General features: G+C 67.8%; 14 protein-coding genes and 1 other RNA gene. 6 read left to right on the plus strand and 9 right to left on the minus strand.

The annotated features are described in order from the left end of the window. Positions 1 to 103: 103 nt before the first annotated feature. Both rnpB and OG558_RS27715 read right to left on the minus strand, forming a co-directional pair. An RNA gene (rnpB, locus tag OG558_RS27710) (RNase P RNA component class A) lies at positions 104 to 502 on the minus strand. Positions 503 to 511: 9 nt separating this feature from the next. Then, complete coding sequence (locus tag OG558_RS27715; protein WP_405065628.1) at positions 512 to 874, minus strand: DUF952 domain-containing protein; 363 nt, start codon at positions 872 to 874, stop codon at positions 512 to 514. A 44-nt stretch (positions 875 to 918) separates the two neighbouring features. On the opposite strand from OG558_RS27715, the gene OG558_RS27720 reads away from it, so the two are divergent. Beyond that, positions 919 to 2,397, plus strand: a complete 1,479-nt coding sequence (locus OG558_RS27720; RefSeq protein ID WP_405065629.1) for a S10 family peptidase — start codon at positions 919 to 921, stop codon at positions 2,395 to 2,397. A gap of 174 nt (positions 2,398 to 2,571) precedes the next feature. On the opposite strand, the gene map is transcribed toward OG558_RS27720, so the two are convergent. Then, entirely contained in the window at positions 2,572 to 3,420 is an 849-nt protein-coding gene (gene map, locus OG558_RS27725; RefSeq protein WP_328522094.1) for a type I methionyl aminopeptidase, read from the minus strand. A 53-nt stretch (positions 3,421 to 3,473) separates the two neighbouring features. Between map and OG558_RS27730 the strand changes: the two genes are divergently transcribed. Continuing rightward, positions 3,474 to 3,662 carry a hypothetical protein gene (locus OG558_RS27730; RefSeq protein ID WP_328522093.1) on the plus strand — a complete coding sequence of 63 codons (189 nt, stop codon included), beginning with the start codon at positions 3,474 to 3,476 and terminating at the stop codon, positions 3,660 to 3,662. A gap of 125 nt (positions 3,663 to 3,787) precedes the next feature. Here the strand turns inward: OG558_RS27730 and OG558_RS27735 are convergent, their stop codons facing one another. After that, positions 3,788 to 4,372: a histone H1-like repetitive region-containing protein gene (locus OG558_RS27735; RefSeq protein WP_329475532.1), complete on the minus strand. Its 585-nt coding sequence runs from the start codon at positions 4,370 to 4,372 to the stop codon at positions 3,788 to 3,790. A gap of 295 nt (positions 4,373 to 4,667) precedes the next feature. On the opposite strand from OG558_RS27735, the gene OG558_RS27740 reads away from it, so the two are divergent. Beyond that, positions 4,668 to 5,414, plus strand: a complete 747-nt coding sequence (locus OG558_RS27740) for a helical backbone metal receptor (protein ID WP_405065630.1) — start codon at positions 4,668 to 4,670, stop codon at positions 5,412 to 5,414. Between the two features lie 138 nt (positions 5,415 to 5,552). On the opposite strand, the gene OG558_RS27745 is transcribed toward OG558_RS27740, so the two are convergent. Further along, positions 5,553 to 6,050, minus strand: a complete 498-nt coding sequence (locus OG558_RS27745) for an NUDIX domain-containing protein (RefSeq protein WP_329475534.1) — start codon at positions 6,048 to 6,050, stop codon at positions 5,553 to 5,555. Positions 6,051 to 6,140: 90 nt separating this feature from the next. On the opposite strand from OG558_RS27745, the gene OG558_RS27750 reads away from it, so the two are divergent. Next, positions 6,141 to 7,040: an aldo/keto reductase gene (locus OG558_RS27750; RefSeq protein ID WP_405065631.1), complete on the plus strand. Its 900-nt coding sequence runs from the start codon at positions 6,141 to 6,143 to the stop codon at positions 7,038 to 7,040. A 213-nt stretch (positions 7,041 to 7,253) separates the two neighbouring features. Here the strand turns inward: OG558_RS27750 and OG558_RS27755 are convergent, their stop codons facing one another. The 3 genes from OG558_RS27755 to pdhA are packed head-to-tail and all read right to left on the minus strand — an operon-like array spanning position 7,254 to position 10,716. Beyond that, on the minus strand, positions 7,254 to 8,651 hold the full coding sequence (locus OG558_RS27755; RefSeq protein WP_405065632.1) for a dihydrolipoamide acetyltransferase family protein: 1,398 nt from the start codon (positions 8,649 to 8,651) through the stop codon (positions 7,254 to 7,256). Next, positions 8,648 to 9,649 carry an alpha-ketoacid dehydrogenase subunit beta gene (locus tag OG558_RS27760; protein WP_405072225.1) on the minus strand — a complete coding sequence of 334 codons (1,002 nt, stop codon included), beginning with the start codon at positions 9,647 to 9,649 and terminating at the stop codon, positions 8,648 to 8,650. Before OG558_RS27760 ends, OG558_RS27755 begins: the two co-directional genes overlap by 4 nt. Positions 9,650 to 9,654: 5 nt before the next feature. After that, complete coding sequence (gene pdhA, locus OG558_RS27765) at positions 9,655 to 10,716, minus strand: pyruvate dehydrogenase (acetyl-transferring) E1 component subunit alpha (protein WP_405065633.1); 1,062 nt, start codon at positions 10,714 to 10,716, stop codon at positions 9,655 to 9,657. 58 nt (positions 10,717 to 10,774) lie between these two features. On the opposite strand from pdhA, the gene OG558_RS27770 reads away from it, so the two are divergent. Continuing rightward, positions 10,775 to 11,359: a TetR/AcrR family transcriptional regulator gene (locus OG558_RS27770; RefSeq protein WP_405065634.1), complete on the plus strand. Its 585-nt coding sequence runs from the start codon at positions 10,775 to 10,777 to the stop codon at positions 11,357 to 11,359. A gap of 10 nt (positions 11,360 to 11,369) precedes the next feature. Further along, positions 11,370 to 12,110: a class I SAM-dependent methyltransferase gene (locus OG558_RS27775; RefSeq protein ID WP_405065635.1), complete on the plus strand. Its 741-nt coding sequence runs from the start codon at positions 11,370 to 11,372 to the stop codon at positions 12,108 to 12,110. Here OG558_RS27775 and panB read toward each other — a convergent pair. After that, positions 12,107 to 14,128, minus strand: coding sequence for a 3-methyl-2-oxobutanoate hydroxymethyltransferase (panB, locus tag OG558_RS27780; RefSeq protein WP_405065636.1), 2,022 nt, complete (start codon positions 14,126 to 14,128; stop codon positions 12,107 to 12,109). The two genes, OG558_RS27775 and panB, sit on opposite strands and share 4 nt — an antisense overlap. Positions 14,129 to 14,132: the final 4 nt, after the last annotated feature.

Below are 14,132 nucleotides of genomic sequence, written 5' to 3' on the forward strand. Positions count from 1 at the left end.
GGGACAGGTCCTGGTGGGCTGAGACAGGTTATTCCTTGTCTCAGCGCCCCAGGAGGTGTCCCAGCCCCCGAGAGTCGGCTGGCCGGGGAGCGCCTCGGACGGAGGAACGGGTCGGTCTGTAAGCCGGATTCTGTGGTGGCGATCATCCATCTACGGTGGCCGTTGCCGGGCACCTCCAGCGGCCTACCCGCGAGCTCGGGCGGGCAGCCCTCGAACGCTCGCGCGGGCGGTGGTTGCCCACCGTCCTTCTTGGCCTTGCTCCACGTGGGGTTTACCGAGCCTCCGCAGTCACCTGCGGAGCTGGTGGTCTCTTACACCACCGTTTCACCCTCACCCGCACTCCCATGAACCACGGGGTTCATCGGAGCCGCTGGCGGTCTGTTCTCTGTGGCACTGTCCCGCGGGTTGCCCCGGGTGGGTGTTACCCACCACGCTGCCCTGTGGAGTCCGGACTTTCCTCGGCGCCCGCTGTCGCGGGCGACGCGATCGCCCGACCGACCCGTTCCTGCTCTCAGGATACGGCCTGCGCGGTCACAGCCGGCCAGCGCCCGTCGGCGCCCCGCTCATAACGCCGTACGTCGACCACCGCGTCGAGGTTGAGCGGTCCGTAGATGTGCGGGAACAACTGGTCGCCCACCGGCTCTTCACACAGGGCGGACACCAAGCGCTCGGTGTCGATCACGAGCAAGCACAGCGGCTCAGTCACGTCGGCATACACGAAGTTCGCCACCATGGCCACCTGCTCCGGGCGGGACGCGTGGATGAACGTCGCACCGTCGTCGAGGCTCGTCCCGCGCGTCGACCACCGATAACAACCGGCCTCCCGAGCCGCCTCCCACTGCTCCATGAACGCGATATGCAGAATCGTCGCCATAGTCCCCACGCTAATGGTTGAACGCTTGGATTAGGGTGCTCGACATGGCCAAGGATGAGAGCACCGAGTCCCCGTCCAGTACGGCAGAACCGAAGAAGCCGGTGGACGACCTGGTGACGACGCAGCACTCACTGACGATCGACGGCCGCGAACTGAAGTACACCGCGAGTACCGGGCGGATCGTGCTGCGGCAGGAGGTGCTCACCGACGGCAAGTTCGACGGGCATCAGCCGAAGGCCGAGGTGTTCCTGACCGCCTACACGCTGGACGACGCGGACGCTGCCGACCGGCCGGTGACGTTCGCGTTCAACGGTGGACCGGGCTCGTCGAGCATCTGGTTGCATCTCGGGCTGCTCGGTCCGCGCCGCGTCGTGTCGGGTGACGCGGGTCAGCTCGCGCCCCCGCCGTACGGGCTGGTCGACAACGCCGAGACGCTGCTGCGGCACAGCGACCTGGTCTTCATCGACCCGGTGTCGACCGGATACTCGCGGGCGGTCGAAGGGGAGAAGCCGGGGGAGTACCACGGGTTCACCCGCGACCTGGAGTCGGTCGGCGAGGTGATCCGCCTGTGGACCTCGCGCAACGGGCGGTGGATGTCGCCGAAGTTCCTGGCCGGCGAGTCGTACGGTACGACGCGCGCCGCCGGGCTGGCGTCGCACCTGCAGCAGCGGTACGGCATGTACCTGAACGGGGTGATGCTGATCTCCGCGGTGCTCGAGTTCGGCACACTCGACTTCACGCCGGGCAACGATCTGCCGTACACGCTGTTCCTGCCGTCGTACGCCGCGATCGCGCACTACCACGGTCTCGTCCCGGATCGTTCTCTGGATGAAGTGCTGGCCGACGCCGAGCGGTTCGCGGCCGGCCGGTATCCGAATGCGCTTGCCCAGGGCAACCGGATCCCGGCCGACTACCGGGCCGAGGTGGCCACCCGGCTGGCCGCGCTGACCGGGCTGAGCGAGGACTACATCGACCGGGTCAACCTGCGGATCGAGCACATGCGCTTCTTCGCCGAACTGTTGCGGTCACGTCGCCAGGTCGTCGGCCGGCTGGACGGCCGCTTCGTCGGCTGGGACGCGGACTCCGGTGGTGAGAAGCAGGGCAACGACCCGTCGTTCGCCGCGATCATCGGGCCGTACACGGCGGCGCTGAACCACTACGTGCGGATGGAGCTCGGCTACCAGAACGACCTGCCCTACGAGATCCTCAACTTCGAGGCCGCGAAGAACTGGTCGTTCAAGGAGTTCGAGGGCCAGCAGATCACCGTCGCCGAGAAGCTCGCGGAAGCGATGCGCGCCAACCCGCATCTGAAGCTCCACGTCGCATCGGGTCACTACGACGGCGCCACGCCGTACTTCGCGACCGAGAACACCCTCGCCCGCCTGCAGCTCCCCGCCGAGCTGGTCGCGAACATCGAAACGAAGTACTACGCGGCCGGCCACATGATGTACGTCCACGACGAATCCCGGCTGCAACAGTCCGAGGACCTTGCCGCCTTCGTCAACTCGGCGTCCAACCGGTGACCATGCCGCTCGAGGTGGGCACGGCAGGCTGCGGCTTGTTTGTGGGGTCCGGGAATGGGTGGACTGGGGAGGGAAATGTCCCTTCAAGGGGGTAAAACCCTCCCCGGACTGGCCCCGCGATGTTGGAAGGACGCGTAGATGCCCGCCAGATGAGCGTGCTCAGAGGGCGTGATGTCAGGGCAGTGTGAGGACTTCGGCGCCGGTGTCGGTGACTACCAGGGTGTGTTCGAACTGGGCCGTGCGGGACTTGTCCTTGGTGGTGGCGGTCCAGCCGTCGTCCCACAGGTCGTAGTCGTACGTGCCCAGGGTGAGCATCGGCTCGATGGTGAACGTCATGCCGGGCTCGATCACGTCGTCGAAGCGCTCGTCGTCGTAGTGCGGGATGATCAGGCCGGAGTGGAACGACGTCGCGATGCCGTGGCCGGTGAAGTCGCGGACCACGCCGTACCCGAAGCGCTTGGCGTAGGACTCGATCACGCGCCCGATGATGCTGACCTGGCGTCCGGGCTTGACCGCCTTGATGCCGCGGTTCAGCGCCTCCTGCGTGCGCTCGACCAGCAGCCGGCTCTCCTCGTCCACATCGCCGACCAGGAACGTCGCGTTGGTGTCGCCATGCACGCCGTCCAGGAACGCCGTGATGTCGACGTTGACGATGTCGCCGTCCTCGAGCTGGCGGTCGTCGGGGATGCCGTGGCAGATCACTTCGTTCACCGAGGTGCACAGCGATTTCGGGTAGCCGCGGTAGCCGAGGGTCGACGGGTACGCGCCGCGCTCGATCAGGTACTCGTGGCCGACCCTGTCGAGCTCGTCGGTGGTGACTCCCGGCTTCGCCGCCGCACCGACCGCCTGGAGCGCCTGCGCGGCCAGCTTGCTCGCGACCCGCATCCTGTCCACCACCTCGGGCGCCGTCACGTACGAACCGTCGTACGGCGTCGGGGCCGGCTTGCCGACGTATTCGGGGCGCGGGATGGAGGCGGGTACTTCGCGGCGCGGCGAGATGATGCCGGGAGTGAGAGTCGACATGGTGAGATCATTCTAGTGAGCTGCGACAAGACTCCCAGGAGGTGGTCATCCAGATGAGCGACGATCACAGCAACGAGTGGTACTACAACACCAAGACCGGCAAGGTCGAGCCGTACTCGGGGGCGAAGTCGGGCGACCGGCTCGGCCCGTACAGCTCCCCGGAAGAAGCCGCGCGGGCGCTGGAGAAGGTCGAAGAACGCAACGAGGCCTGGGACAACGACCCCAAGTGGAACGACGACTGACAAAGCAACACACCACACCCCGCTGCGCGCGATGGTTGTGGTTGGTTGTGCAGCAAGGGGCACCACCGATGGCCGGTGGTGCCCCTTGGTGTTTGGTGTCAGTCGACGTCGCGCGGACGTCCGCTTCAGCGGGTGACCCGCTGGGCCGGGGCCTTGCGGGCCGGCGCCTTCTTCGCGGCGGCCTTCCGCACCGGCGCCTTCTTCGCCGCGACCTTGCGCGCGGGCGCCTTCGTGGCGGCGGTCTTCCTGACCGGGGCCTTCTTCGCCGCGACCTTGCGCGCGGGCGCCTTCGTGGCGGCGGTCTTCTTGACCGGAGCCTTCTTGACCGGGGCCTTCTTCGCGACCGTCTTCTTCGCGGGCGCCTTCTTGGCCACCGTCCGCTTCGCCGTCGTGGTCGTCTTCTTGGCGGTGGTCTTCTTCGCCGGCGCCTTCTTCGCGACGGTCTTGCGGGCCGGAGCCTTCTTGGCCGGGGCCTTCTTCGCGACAGTCTTCTTCGCGGTGGCCTTCTTGGCCGGGGCCTTCTTCGCCACCGTCTTCCTGGCGGCGGTCGTCTTTGCCGCACTCACCTTCTTCGTCACTGTCTTCTTCGCTGCGCTGACCTTGCGCGTGGACGTCGTCCTCGCTGCAGTGGTCTTCTTCGCGACAGTCTTCTTGGCGGGAGAAGCCTTTTTGGCTGTCGCCTTCCCTGCGGCTGCCTTCTTGGCTGGCACTCTGCCTCCTTGGTGCGGCTGAGGAAAACCACGGTGGATTCCTCGTCGTCATGATGATGACAACACTTGGTGCCTACGTAAAGCACCCGAAACGTCCGCAGGTTAAGGCGTGTGAGCCGCAAAGCGGTGCGCAAATGCCGAAAATCCTTGTGCAGAAGGGATTCCGTCGCGGTCCGAGCATGCCTGAGGTGCTCAAGAATTTCTTGGCGACACGCGCACAAACTGCGTGCCGAACGGTGCAATCGGCGAGTGTTGTCGTCGGCAACGTCCTGCGAACGTGAGGTGGTACAGACCGATGCGGAGTGCTCGAGACGACCTCGAAGACACCGTCACACTGCCCGTCGACGTGACGCGCGTGGTGAGTATCGTGCCGTCGTTGACCGAGTCGATCGCGGTGACACATGCGTCGCTGATCGTTGGTGCGACCGACTACTGCACACATCCCGCGGACCTCGACGTACCACGTGTTCGCGGCACCAAGAATCCCGATCTCGAACGCATCCGCGAGCTTGCACCCGACGTCGTACTCGCGAACGCCGAAGAGAATCGCGCCGTCGATCTCGACGCGTTGCGCGCGAGTGGAATCGCGGTCTGGGTGACCGCACCGACGACGGTCGCCGAATCACTCGACTCACTCGACCGCATGCTGTCCGCGATCATCGGCGACGTGCCGGCCTGGTTACGTGATGCGCGGACGGTGTGGAGTTCGCCGTACGTCGAAATGCGCCGAAGGGCCGTGATACCGATCTGGCGGAGGCCGTGGATGGCGTTGGGCCGGGACACGTTCGCGGGTGATCTGTTGTCGCGGATCGGCGTCGACAACGTGCTGAGTGATGCCGGTGAACGTTATCCGCGGATCGACCCGGACGTGTTACCCGACTACGACATCGTGGTGTTGCCGGATGAGCCTTATGCCTTTTCACCGACCGACGGGCCAGAAGCATTCACCCGGCCGGCGAAGTGTGTGTCCGGGCGCCATCTCACCTGGTACGGGCCGTCGCTGGTCGAGGCGCGGTCGCTGCTCAGCGCTCAGTTGCGGTGACGATCGCTGCCGTCTCAGCTAGACCGTTAGGTATGCCTCACCTACAGTCGCTGCGTGCCGTCGATGACCGCGAAGAAGAAGTGCTGCACGGACAAGTGCTGAAACAAGCCCGGCAGCGTTGATCGGGAGAGGGGTGACTCAGGACGCGCGGCGCAGGGTGATCGCGTCGGCGGCCTGGCGGAGCAGACCTGGGATGGTGACGTGCGCGGCCTGACCGGTCGCCTCGAGGTCGTCGCCGTACCACCAGCCGTGTGCGCTGATCGTCTGCAGCTCGAGCTCTTCCTGGTTGGCGAACGTCACGTCGACGCCGTCCACCGCGACCGCGAAGAACGTCTGGTGCTGGATGATCGGGCACCCGCCCCACTCGAACTCGATCGTGTTCGTCGCCACCGGTGCGCCGAGCGCGTCGACCGGCATCCGGATGCCGACCTCTTCGAGCAGTTCCCGGCTGGCCGCCTGCGCGATCGTCTCGCCGGCCTCCACGCCACCACCGATGGTGAACCAGTACGGCGTCTGTGGCTTCAGCGGATCCCAGCCGTGCAGCAGCAACACCTTGCCGTCCGGCCGGACGGGCAGCACGCGCGCCGTCGTACGCCGTACGACGGTGCCGGGCGGTGGCAATCGGGATTCGCTCACACAACAAAACGCTAGACGACACAGGCGGTTCCGCGCCGTCCGATGCGGCGCGTCTCACACTAGTTGCCGCAGACACCTAGGATCAGATGCATGGCAAGCATCGGCCTCGGACTGGCGGCACTCGGGCGACCTGGGTACATCAACCTCGGACATGACGAGGATCTCCCGCCGGGGCGGGCGGTCGAGGACCTTCGGCAGCGCACGCATCAGTTGCTCGAGCAGGCCTGGCAGGCAGGTGTTCGGTACTTCGACGCCGCGCGTTCGTACGGTCTTGCGGAGAAGTTCCTCGGTGAGTGGCTGACGCCGGAGCGCCGTTCGGAGCTGACCATCGGCTCGAAGTGGGGTTACACGTACGTCGCCGACTGGCGGAACGACGTCGACACCCACGAGGTGAAGGACCACACCCTCGCGACCTTCGAGCGGCAGTGGCCGGAGACACTTCGAGCGCTTGGTGGACCGCCCGACTACTACCTCGTGCACAGCCTCACGGCGGACAGCCCCGCACTCGGCGACAAACAGTTGCTTGATCGACTGCGGCAACTCGCGGACGACGGCGTACGCGTCGGATTGTCGACGAGCGGACCGCAGCAGGCGGAGACGCTGCGCAAGGCGGTCGATCTCGGGGGACCGTTCACGGCGGTGCAGGCGACCTGGAACGTGCTGGAGACCTCAGCAGGGAAAGCGCTGGCCGAGGCGCACGACGCCGGCTGGTTCGTGGTGGTGAAGGAAGTTGTCGCCAACGGCCGTCTGACGGCGAGGGCCGGTGAGACGCCGTTCAACGAGTTCGCCCGTCAGCACGGCATCGCGCCCGACGCGCTGGCCATCGGAGCCGCCGTACAGCAGCCGTGGGCCGACATCGTGCTCAGCGGCGCCATCACCGCCGAACAACTCGAGAGCAACCTCGCCTACCGCACTGACGGCCCGCTGACCGAGTTCGTCCAGCAACCCGAGGAGTACTGGACCGAACGCTCCGCTCTGCCTTGGATCTAGTCCCTCGCCACGAAACGGTGAGGTCGTTCCGTACGTGGCTTCCGCCCGGGGTCAACTTCGGGGGAGAACCTCGCAGTTGCACCCTTCTACCCACCGCATCCCCGGGGTGAAGGGACCAGATCAGGGGTGAACCCCGCACCTGTCCGCCGGGGCCGGTTTCGAGGCAGTGGTTACGCCGGATACCTCCCTAACCTTGCTTGACGTGGATCTAGCTCAGATGGTGATGACCCACGGGTTCTGCAGCAGTTCGGTGAGGTCGGCGAGGTAGCGGGCGCCGGTCGCGCCGTCGAGGATCCGGTGGTCGGCGGACAGGGTGTACCGGACGCGGGTCCGGGGACCGATCGTGCCGTCGTCGAGGACGACCGGTTCGCGGCGGACCGCGCCGACGGCGAGGATCGCGGCCTCGGGCGGGTTGATGATCGCGGTGAATTCCTCGATCCCGAGCATGCCGAGATTGCTGACGGTGAACGTGGCGCCGGTCATCTCCTCCGGCTGGAGCCGTCGCTCCCGCGCCCGTACGGCGAGGTCCGTGCTCGCCGCGGCGATGTCGCTCACGCTTCGCCGGTCCGCGTTCCGGATCACCGGGACCAGCAGACCTTCGGCGGTGGCGACCGCGACGCCGATGTTGATGTCGGGGTGCCTGAGCAGTCCGTCGTCCACGAGGGACGAGTTCACGTCCGGGTGGTCCCGAAGCGTCAACGCACAGGCGCGGACGATGAGATCGTTGACGCTGATCTTCGGCCGGCCCGCCTGTTGCAGGCGCTCGTTGAGCTCGCCTCGCAGTGCTACCAGATCCTCCACGTCGGCCACGGCGGTCAACGTGAAGTGCGGGATCTCCCGAGCGCTCTCCGCCAACCGCCTGCCACTCGTCCGCCGCAACAACCCCAACGGCTCAACCACCCCGGAGACAGGGGATGAAGCTGCAGGCAGTGGGGAAGCGTGGGGCGCAGGGGTCGATGGACCGGACGCCGCAGGAGGTGCCGGGGCCGGTGGCGTGGCCGTCGCGCGGTCCGCCGGGCCGGGTGCAGCGGACGTCGCATTGTTCGCGGGGCTGGGTGTTGTGGACCCCGCATTGTTCGCGGGGCCGGGTGCTGTGGACGCCGCAGGGTTTGCTGCCGGGGGCGGTGGAGTGGAGGCCGCGAGGGCTGCCGTGGACGATGGCACGGTTGCGGTCGGCGTCGGTGTTGGCGCCGTGCCGGCTGCGGCTGCGAGCACGTCGGCGCGGATGATGCGGCCGCCGGGGCCGGAGCCGGTCACGCGCCGCAGATCGACACCGTGCTCGCTCGCGTCCCGCCGAGCCAATGGCGACGCCAGCGGCCGATCAGAGGCACCTGCGCCGTCGTCCTGTTCCGCGGGCACAGCGGCTGTCGCGTCGTCCGCCGTGGTGAGGATGGCGATGGGAGTACCGATCGCGGCCTCCGCGCCCTCCTCGATCAGGACAGAAGTGAGGGTGCCGGGCTCGTACGCCTCGTACTCCATCACCGCCTTGTCGGTCTCGATCTCGGCCAGGATGTCGCCCGGCTGGACCTCGTCGCCGGGACGTTTGTGCCAGGTCGCGATCACGCCGGACTCCATCGTGTCCGACAGTCGCGGCATCAGGATCGCGCTCATCGTGCTTCCTCTCGGCGCAACCGGCCGACGGCCGACAACGTCTCCCGGATCGCCGTCGCGGCGTCATCCGCGGACGGCAATGCCGCAGTCTCCAGGCTCTTCGCGTAGGGCAGCGGCACCTCCGCCATCGCCACCCGCCGGACTGGCGCATCCAACTGATCGAACGCCCCGTCGGAGATCGTCGCCGCGATCTCGGCGCCGATGCCGTACGTCAGCCAGTCGTCCTCCAACACGACTGCCGCGTGCGTACGTCGTACCGACTCCACCACCGTCGGACGGTCGAGCGGCCGCAGGCTGCGCAGGTCGATCACCTCGCAGTCGATGCCCTCGGTACGGGCGAGTTCCTCGGCGACCTGCAATCCGACCGCGGCCATCCGCGAGTACCCGATCACAGTGATGTCCGTCCCTGGCCGGGTGATCGCGGCGCGGCCGATCTCGGCCGGCTCGTCGTGGTCCGGCACCTCGTCGCGGGTGTTGTAGAGCGCGAGGTTCTCCAAGAAGAGCACCGGGTCGTCATCGCGGATCGCGGCCAGCAGCAACGCCTTCGCGTCCGCAGGGTTGCTCGGGGCAACGACCTTCAGTCCGGGCACGAACGCGTAGTACAGCTCGATGTTCTGCGAGTGGGTGGCGCCAAGCTGCTGGCCTCCGCCACCCGGAGTGCGGATCACCAGTGGCACCCGGCACTGGCCCCCGAACATTCCGTGGATCTTCGCCGCGTGGTTGACGATCTGGTCCAGTGCGAGCAGCGAGAAGTTGATCGTCATCAGCTCGACCACCGGCCGCAGCCCGAGCATCGCCGCGCCGATCGCCGCCCCGGTGAAGCCTTCCTCCGAGATCGGGGTGTCGCGCACCCGCTGTTCGCCGAACTCGGCCAGCAGTCCCGCGGTGATCTTGTACGAGCCCTCGAAGATCCCGATCTCCTCACCGATCAGGAACACGTTCTCGTCGCGCAGCATCTCCGCCCGCAACGTGTCCCGCAATGCCTGCCGGTACGTCATCTCGGTCACGCGTTCACCGCCGTGAACAGCGGCTGAGCAGGCAGCCGGCGGGAGTCGTTGGCGGCCGGCGTCGCGTAGTTGTAGTCGAACAACGTCCCGATGTCCGGCGGCGGGCTCGCTTCGGCGAACCGGACCGCAGCCGCCACCCGCGCCACCGTGTCCGCCTCGATCTCCTTGGCCAGGACCTCCGTCAGTACGCCGGACGCCCGCAGATCGTCCGCCAGCGCGAACAGTGGGTCCGCCGCCCGGAGAGCAGCCGTCTCCTCCTTCGTCCGGTACGCCGCCGGGTCCACCACCGAGTGACCGCGTAACCGCGAGCTGACCGTCTCGAGCAACATCGGCCGCCCCTTCCGGGCCGCCGCGATCGCCCGCTCGGCCGCGGCCCGGACCGCGACCACGTCGTTTCCGTCGACCCGCTCGCCCTTGATCCGGTACGACGAGCCGCGCTTGTACAGCTCGGGTTCGCCCGACGACTTCTCCACCGTCGTACCCATCCCGAGCTGGTTGTTCACGACCACGTAGACGATCGGCAGCTGCCACAGGGCGGCGAGGTTGAGTGACTCGTGGAAGGCGCCGGTGTTCGTCGTACCGTCGCCCATGTGGCACATAACCACCTCCGGGCCGCCGCGGTAGGCGATCGCGAGCGCGGCGCCGGTGGCGAGTGGCAACTGGCCGCCGACGATGCCGTAGCCGCCGAGCAATCGCGTCTCCAAGTCGAACAGGTGCATCGACCCGCCCCAGCCCTTGGAGACGCCGTCGCTGCGGCCGTACAGCTCGGCCATCACCCGGCCGGGCTCGATCCCGCGGCCCAGCGCGTAGCCGTGCTCGCGGTAGTTGGTGAACAGGTAGTCGTCCGGGGCGAGCGCGCGCATCAGCCCGACGACGGTCGCCTCCTCGCCCAGGTTGAGATGGCAGTAGCCGCCGATCTCGGCCTCGGTGTACGCGCGGGCGGCGCGCTCCTCGAAGCGGCGGATGAACAACATCTCCCGGTAGTACTCGAGCAGGACGTCCGGCGGCGTGGTGCGGCGCCGGGAGCGACTCCGGGATGTGGCAACGTCAGGGGACATCGTCTGTCCTTCAGGCGGAACGACGGATAATGACACTGAATAGTATCATTCTTATGAGGTGAGAGATCACGTGAGCCAGCAGGAACGGCGCAAGCTCGGCCGGCCGACGGGTGCGGAGCGGGAGCGGCGGCGCGAGGACATCCTCGACGCCGCGGTCCGGCTGTTCCTCGCGCACGGGTACGGCGGGGTGCCGTTGGACCGCTTGGCCACCGAGGCCCAGGTGACCAAGCGCACGATCTACACCTATGTCGGTGACAAGGCGGAGGTCTTCGCCGCGGTCGTGGCCAGGTTGAACACCCAGGTCCTGCCGTCGGCGGAACCCGACAGTCTCGAGCAGGTCGCGGCCCGGCTGGTGACCACGCTGCACTCGGACGAAGCGATCGACCTGCACCGACTGGTGATCGCGGAGGCCCGGCAGTTCCCCGAACTCGCGTCGGCGTTCTACGCGAACGGCCCGCGCCGCTACCTCGACGTACTCACGGAACTGCTCGACGGTGATGCGGTCACCGCCGAGCACCTCTTCGGCCTACTGCTCGGCGAACCGCACCGCCGCCGCCTGCTCGGCCTCGACCCCGCCACCTCCCGCCCTCGAGCGAAGGCCCAGGCCCTCGCAGCACTCAAAGCCCTAGGCCTGGACAGCTGAGGAGATCGGCATGCGCTATTACCAAGCTGAGCATGAGTCCGCCTACCGGAAGATCGAAGAGCTCGGGTACACCCAGTGGAACGACCTGTTCGACCAGAGCGGCGCCTGGACCTATGACAACTTCCAGAACCGCGGGTTCCTCGAGCGGATCATTCCCCGCCTCGATCTTCCGGCAGCGACTGCGACCAGTGTGCTCGAGTACGGCTGTGGCACCGGTCCCGCGGCCTGCTACCTCGCCGCTCGTGGCTTCCAAGTGGACGCGATGGATCTCATCCCCGAGGCGATCACGCTCGCGCGACGGATGGCCGAGGAGCGGGGCGTGCAGGTCGAATTCAGCGTGGCGGACATCTGTGCCCTCGCATCCGAACCGGTGACAAGCCGCTACGACCTCGTCCTCGACAGCTTCTGCCTGCAGTCCATCGTCACTGACGAAGATCGCGCCGCTGTCTTCGAGGCCGTCCGCGCACGCCTGAAGCCGAGCGGCTACTACATCGTCTCGACGGCATTGCATGCGCCGGGACGCCGGGCTGAGCCTGGCTTCAGCTACGACGCATCTACCGGCATGTACTACCGCGAGGTCCCAGCCGGCACGGTTGCCGATCAGGTCGTCGAGATCGACGGCCGCTGGCATATCCCCCACCGAAGACACCTGACGGCCGACGCACTCCGCGCCGAGCTCATATCGGCAGGCTTCGACGTGCTCAGCCTGCAGACCTCGGACGCCGCCGACGTCGTCTGCCGCCTGGGCTAGAAGGTGTGTTCGTCGGTGGGGAAGGTGCCGGAGGCTACTTCGGCGGCGTAGGTGGTGGCTGCGGAGGTGAGGATGCCGCGTAAGTCGGCGTACCGCTTGACGAAGCGGGGCATCGTGCCTGAGCGGAGGCCGGCCATGTCTTGCCAGACCAGGACCTGGGCGTCCGTGTCGCGGCCGGCGCCGATGCCGATGGTCGGGATCGAGACGCGCTTGGTGATCTCCGCGGCGACATCGCCCGGCACCATCTCCAGTACGACGGAGAACGCGCCCGCCTCGGCCAGCGCGACCGCGTCGTCGATCAGCCCGGCCGCCTGGTCGCCACGACCCTGGACCCGGTAGCCGCCGATGCTGTGCTCGCTCTGCGGCGTGAAGCCGATGTGCGCCATCACGGGGATGCCGGACTGCGTCAGCTTCTCCACCATCGGCACCATGTTCCGGCCGCCTTCGAGCTTCACCGCATGTACGCCGGCTTCCTTCATGAACCGGACGGCGGTGTGGAAGGCCTGCTCGGGTGACGCCTGGTACGAACCGAACGGCAGGTCGGCGACGACGAGCGCCCGCTCGACCGCACCCGCGACAGCCCGCGCCAGCGGGATCAACTCGTCGACGGTGACGCGCAGAGTGGTGTCGTACCCGAACACGTTGTTAGCGGCGGAGTCACCGACCAGCAGCACCGGAATGCCTGCCTGGTCGAAGATCTCGGCGGTGTACTGGTCGTACGCCGTCAACATGGCCCACTTCTCGCCATGGTTCTTCATGTCGCGCAGGTGGTGGACGCGGTAGCGCCGCGGCCGCTTGCTGCCCTCACCCGGACCATTGCCACCGGCCGGCTTGTTCTCCGCCGACGCGGGGGAACCGCCGAGCTCGGACGGCGCATTGCTCGCCGTCGCCTGGGCCCGACGCGCCGCGCGGTGTGATGCGCCGGGCTCGTTGGCGACCTGGCTCGGAGCGTCCTGCTGGACGTCCGCACGCCGCCGAGCGCCGAGCCGCTTGGGCTCCTCGCTGACCGGCGTGTTGCTCTCGTACTCCGCGCTCGGATCCGACAGGTAGCCGTTGTCCTGCTTCTGTCCCGGCTCCTGCTGGTAGGACTCGATCGCCTCCGGCACGTACGCCGTGATCGTCGGAGTGTCCACCGGGTAGTTCGGCGGGGGAGTGGCGGGCGCGGCAGGTCGCGGTTGCTGCGGCTGCGGTGCTTGGTTCTGAGCTGGAGCAGGTGGTGGTGTCTGCGGCTGCGGCGCCGGGTTCGACGGCTGCTGCGGGGTCACCCCGTTGTTGCTCGGCCCATTGGCGTGTCCGTTGCTCTGGGCAGGGGTCTGTGGCGGAGCAGGACTCGGCGTCGGGGCCGGACTGCTCCAGTTGGTGCTGCCGTTCGAGCTGTGCGGTGCGGCGGGGCGCTGCGTCACGCCATTGCTCGACTGCGGCGGTGCCGGCGGGCGCTGCTGCGCCGGCGGTCCGGCCGGCGGCTGCGGCTGGCGGCTCGGCGATGTGCCGTTGCTGCCCGGTCCGAACGGACTCGGGCGGCCCTGTGATGGCGGCGGCGTCGGCTGGGCCGGCGTTTGCTGCGGCCGGAACGGGTTCTGCTCCGGGTACGCCGGCTGTCCGTACGTCGGCTCGTCAGCAGCCGACTGCTCACGCTCGGCGTAGTACTCCGGCCGGTGCGGCTGGTCGGCCTGCGGTCGGCTCTGCGGCTGATCGCCGTACGGCCGGTTCGGCGGGTGGTCGCCGTACTGCCGCTGCTGGGGTTGCTGTGACGGTGGTGGCGGTGCGGCGGGCAGGTACGGCGGCTTGGGGACGTACGGCTGCTGCGGCACCGGGCCGCGCTCGTACGACCGTGGCGCGTTCGGCAGGGACGGTGACGGGTCGAGGCCGAGCCCGTTGGGCCGGTCCCGCCAGGTGTCGTTGTCGTAGTCCGAGCGGCGGTGCTCCTCGGTTGTCCGGTTCTTCGGTCCGGTCCCGTACGGCGACGGCAGCTCCTCGTCGTCACCCGGGGTACCGGCCGACAGGAAGTTGTCAACCATGCCT

The sequence above is a fragment of the Kribbella sp. NBC_01510 genome (assembly GCF_045040325.1).
Lineage (GTDB): Bacteria > Actinomycetota > Actinomycetes > Propionibacteriales > Kribbellaceae > Kribbella.